This is a genomic window from Pseudonocardia sp. MH-G8 (genome assembly GCF_002262885.1).
Classification (GTDB): Bacteria; Actinomycetota; Actinomycetes; order Mycobacteriales; family Pseudonocardiaceae; genus Pseudonocardia.
Window position 1 is genome coordinate 236,246 of the sequence record NZ_NKYF01000003.1, and the last position, 4,420, is coordinate 240,665.

The 4,420-nt window shown below is 68.7% G+C and carries 4 protein-coding genes; all 4 read right to left on the reverse strand.

Going from position 1 to position 4,420, the window contains the following annotated elements:
* Positions 1–199 precede the first annotated feature (199 nt).
* Complete coding sequence (locus CFP66_RS10745) at positions 200–1,228, reverse strand: hypothetical protein (protein ID WP_143517212.1); 1,029 nt, start codon at positions 1,226–1,228, stop codon at positions 200–202.
* 76 nt (positions 1,229–1,304) lie between these two features.
* Positions 1,305–2,582, reverse strand: coding sequence for a flavin-dependent oxidoreductase (locus CFP66_RS10750; RefSeq protein ID WP_233159306.1), 1,278 nt, complete (start codon positions 2,580–2,582; stop codon positions 1,305–1,307).
* Positions 2,579–3,103, reverse strand: a complete 525-nt coding sequence (locus tag CFP66_RS49100) for a hypothetical protein (RefSeq protein WP_233159307.1) — start codon at positions 3,101–3,103, stop codon at positions 2,579–2,581. The genes CFP66_RS10750 and CFP66_RS49100 overlap by 4 nt, the downstream gene beginning before the upstream one ends.
* A gap of 429 nt (positions 3,104–3,532) precedes the next feature.
* Complete coding sequence (locus CFP66_RS10755) at positions 3,533–4,249, reverse strand: hypothetical protein (protein ID WP_094922692.1); 717 nt, start codon at positions 4,247–4,249, stop codon at positions 3,533–3,535.
* Positions 4,250–4,420: the final 171 nt, after the last annotated feature.

The window sequence follows — 4,420 nt, forward strand, 5'->3', positions numbered from 1 at the left end:
TCTGCGTCGCAACGTGTCCGGGTCGAAGGGTTCTGATCTCGACGATCCGCCGGCGGCGGTCGAACACCAACAACTGGCGGCGCGCTTCCGCGAAACCCGAGATCGGTCCACCTTGGTACCGGCCACGAGCCGTCAACTCCCGGACGGCACCCCCGAGCGGGCATCGGGTGAGTGCGCCGCAGAACAGGCTCCCCGCAGGTCAGCTTGCCTTTCGGTAGACGAACTCCTCCAGCGTGGTGAGGGTTTCGTTTCGGTTGTCGCGGTGCCGCAGGCAGTACTTCGTGGGGTACCAGCCGGAGCGCTGCCACGCCTGGGGTGCCTTGATGTCGACGCAGGTGTCCTCGATCTCCCCGCCCCGCAGGCCGTTGAACTGCTCGAGGTTCACCATCGGCTCGTAGAAGGTGATCTCGCCGTTCCAGCTGCCGTAGATGAAGGTGCTGGTGAACTCGCCCCCGTTGAGCTCCGGGGTCTTCGTGTCGAGCAGGTGGTTGCCCATGGCCGGCTCGACCGCGTCCAGGTCGGCGTAGTCGGGGTGGCGGTACTTCTCCTCCGGGAGGATCTTGCCCAGCTCGTAGTCCTCGCAGTTGGTGAGCTGCGGGCACGGCCCAGGACGGATCGCGGTCCGCTCCCGGTTCGAGTTCATGTAGAAGTGGACGTCGAAGTGCGCGGTGTCCCAGACGCCCGGCGGGATGTGTCCCATGGGGTTCCAGTTGGCCAGCACGTAGGTGAAGGGGCTGTCCACCGCCTTGGTGAAGATCGGGTTCAGCGGAAGGTAGCGCTCGTGTCCGCCGGCGCACTCCATCTCGCCGATCGTGCCGTCCTGGTCCTTGTCGTAGCACCACAGGCGGCTGGACATCGGGTCGTAGGGCAGCCCGTCGAAGGTGCTGTCCTCGGCCAGGAGCCCGATCACCTTCGGCTCGAGGCCCACGCTCTGCGAGAACGCCGTGACCTTGCCGTTCCCGAGCGACTCGCTCTTCCCGTACAGGGCGCACGGACCCTCGTAGGAGTCGGTGTCGGTCAGCAACCTGTCGGCCACCTGCCGCGGCACGCTGACCGTCAGCTCCACCGGGGTGCCCAGGAGCACCTTGCACATCGTGACCAACGACCCGCTGGTGGCGGGCGCACCCAACGCGGGCTGCGCGGTGGCCGGAATGGCCACGACGCCCAGCAGCAGGGCGGTGGCCACACCGGCCGCGACTCTGTGGCGCCGGAATGCTCCCCCCAGCATCCGACCGACTCGAGCTCTCATTGCATCCTCCGGTGTTCGTAGTGGCCGACCGAGCGAAATCGGGGTCGCCCGGCGATCAGTGGGACAGCACGGGCGTCCACGACGGACGCGAGTTGAGCGCGGCAACGTCGGAGCTCGTCGTGCGCTTGTAAGCCGCGCCGATCTCCTCGAGCTCCAGCGCGGACAGCACGTCCTCGACGCGCGCGAACCCGTCCGGAGCCCGCTCGGCCACCGTGCGCAGGATCCGCTCCGGGCCGAGGGCGCGGTTGGCCAGGACGATCGCCGCGGTGGGTTCGCGCCGGTCGGCCTCGTAACGCGCGAGTGCGGTGGACGCGTCGGGCGCGGAAGCCAGGTGGTGGGCCAGCACGCGGGCGTCCACGATGGCCTGCGAGCCGCCGTTGGACCCGATCGGGTACATGGGGTGTGCCGCGTCGCCCAGGAGGGTGGTCCGGGAGGTGCCCCACCGGTCCAGCGGATCCCGGTCCACCATCGGGTACTCGAGGATGCGCTCGCTCGCCCGGATCAGCTCCCGCACGTTCAACCAGCGGAGGTTCCAGTCCGCGTAGTGCGGGAGGACCTCGTCGAGGCGCCCGGCCGCGGTCCAGTCCGCGGGGCGCGCGTCCTCCGGGGAGGCGACCTCCGCGACCCAGTTGATGGTCACGGAACCGTCGACCGTCGGCGAGATCGGATAGGCGACGAACTTCGCCACCGAGTTGCAACCCGCCATGATCATGCTGCGTCCGGTGAGGAACGGGGCGCGTCGTGCGGTGCCACGCCACATCCGGATGCCGCTGCGGACCGGGGGGCCCTCGTCCGGGTGCAGGTGCGCGCGAACAGCGGAGTACAGGCCGTCCGCCCCGATCACGACGTTCGCCGGCTCGCGCCGCACCTCGCCGGTGACGCGGTCGCGCAGCGTCGCCACCACCGCATCGGCCGCCTCGTCCTCCTGGAGGCTCTCCAGCGACGTGCTGGTGGTGACCGCGTGCGGCCCCAGCCGTTCCCGTACCGCACGCAGCAGCAACATCTGCAGCTCGCCACGGTGCACCGAGTACTGCGGCCACCGGTAGCCCGCAGCGAGACCCCGCGGTTCTCCCCAGATGCGGTTCCCGTGACGGTCGTAGTGGATCAGCTCCGCGGTTGCCACACCGATCGTCGCGAGTTCGTCCCCCAAGCCGAGCTCGGTGAGTTCGCGGACGGCATGCGGCTGCAGGTTGATGCCGACACCCAACGGGGCCAGCTGGTTCGCCCGGTCCACCAGCGCACACCGGATCCCCGCCTGGTGGAGGCTGAGCGCGGTCGCCAGCCCCCCGATCCCCGCGCCGACGATCAGTACGTCGGTCAGCGTGTCGATCACGGCTGCGCCTCGGGCACCGCGGAGTGAACGGCATCTTCCATGTACTTCTCGTGCACCATGGCGACCGGGATCCCGCCCACGTCCATGCGGGCCGTGACCTCGAAGAGCACCTCGGTCTCCTGGCCGCCTGCCCATGCCCGGCGGATCACCTTGAGCGTGTGCCGGCGTACCTGCAGCCGGGCCAGGATCAGCCCCAATGGTGTGTCGGTTTCGGACAGCTCGGACGCCTCGGGGCGAGGCAAGCGGCTGAGCACGACGATCGACGTCGCCGCGGAGAGGACGGTGCCGCGAGCGTCCAGCAGGCACACCTCCCGGCGCTGCACCGGCGCGGTGCACCACATGTCGAGGTCCGCGAATTCAGAATCGGCGAGCATGTCGTCCCGGCGGCTCACCATGCGGAGGTTGATGGGGCTGCCGGTCCAGCCCGAGAGCGTCTTGGTAGCGGAATCGGAGTCGCGCAGCAGCCTGATCAGCCGGTCCTGGTCCCGGCGGAGGCCGTGGATCAACGTGGGGTGAGACATACAGGTTCCTTGGCGTTGACGGCCAGCCGAGGGGGAGCGTCTGGCGGACGGCGGTGGGATGCGAATTCGTCCCCGATGATCTCGGGTCAGCTACAGCTCAACTTCCGTGTCGATCACGCAACTTCACTCTCCGAAGTGGGAGCATCACCGCGAGTCAAACTTTGTTACCACGGCGACGATTCCACAGTCAGATCAACGAGACGCCGGAACGTTAGCAACAGTGATCCACGGCACCGCAAATCGCGGTGTCGTGATCTATGACACAGAACCTTCGATACCCAGAACCACATTTACACATGCCGAACTCGCCGAGTGGCGACCACCCTCCACCGGCGCGATGACCTGCATAAACAAAGAATTAAGCAAGCGTTCAGTTGTGCTTAGGAACAACCACCCCCTCGGGTGCTCGATGAATCCGCGGGGTGGTGGTCAGTTCTTCGCCGGCATGCCCTGACGCAGGGTGATCCGGGAACGGATCACCTCCGCGAAGGCGGTGGCGTTGCACACGGGCACGACCAGTGCGCCGTCCCGGTGCCGGACCTCGACGACGTCGCCTTCGCCGGCGAAGTACTGCGCGCCGCTGTCGAGCCGGATCCACGGGCCCCCATCCGGCCGCGCCGGACGTACCGACACGTCCATCACGTCGTCGAGCCGGACACCGATCCCGCTCACGGACCCCGGACCCGGGCGCAGGACCACGACGACGTCCCGGCCGGTCAGGCGCACCTCGTCCGGCAAGGCCCACGCGGGCGTGCCCACCTGATGCCCCGATCGGACCTTCGCGGTCACCTCGACCGCCATCTCGCCGAGCTCCGACCGCAGCGGGTACCGCAACGCTCGGGCCGCCAGCACGACGCAGGCCAGCTGCGTCACGACGAGCACCACCGCAGGCAGCGCCTGCACCGGTCCGTCGGTGACGGCGCCGCTCGCCAGCCCGAACGCCACGGCGGTCGGCAGGACCACACCCAGCGCTCGCCTCAGCCAGCGGGCCGGGCGACGGTGCACCGCGTCCCGCCACTCCAGCCGGCCGCACGCGATCGGCGCCCCGATCACCAGAGCTACGGCGCACGCCGCCTCGACCGGTGCGACGCGGCTCCGCACGACCACCGTCAGCACAGCGACCGCCGCCGCCACGTACAGCGCCACGGCCGACCCCAGCCAGAACCATTGGCGACGAATGCGGTCCGCAATCAGCCTTGCATTGGAACTACTCACTCCAGAACCCTCCACGATTCGGAATTCCTGCCAGCCGATGAATGTCGAAGGCAGGACGTGGAGGTCCCCGGCTCCTTGTCTGCGTCCCTGCACGGAGAGGCG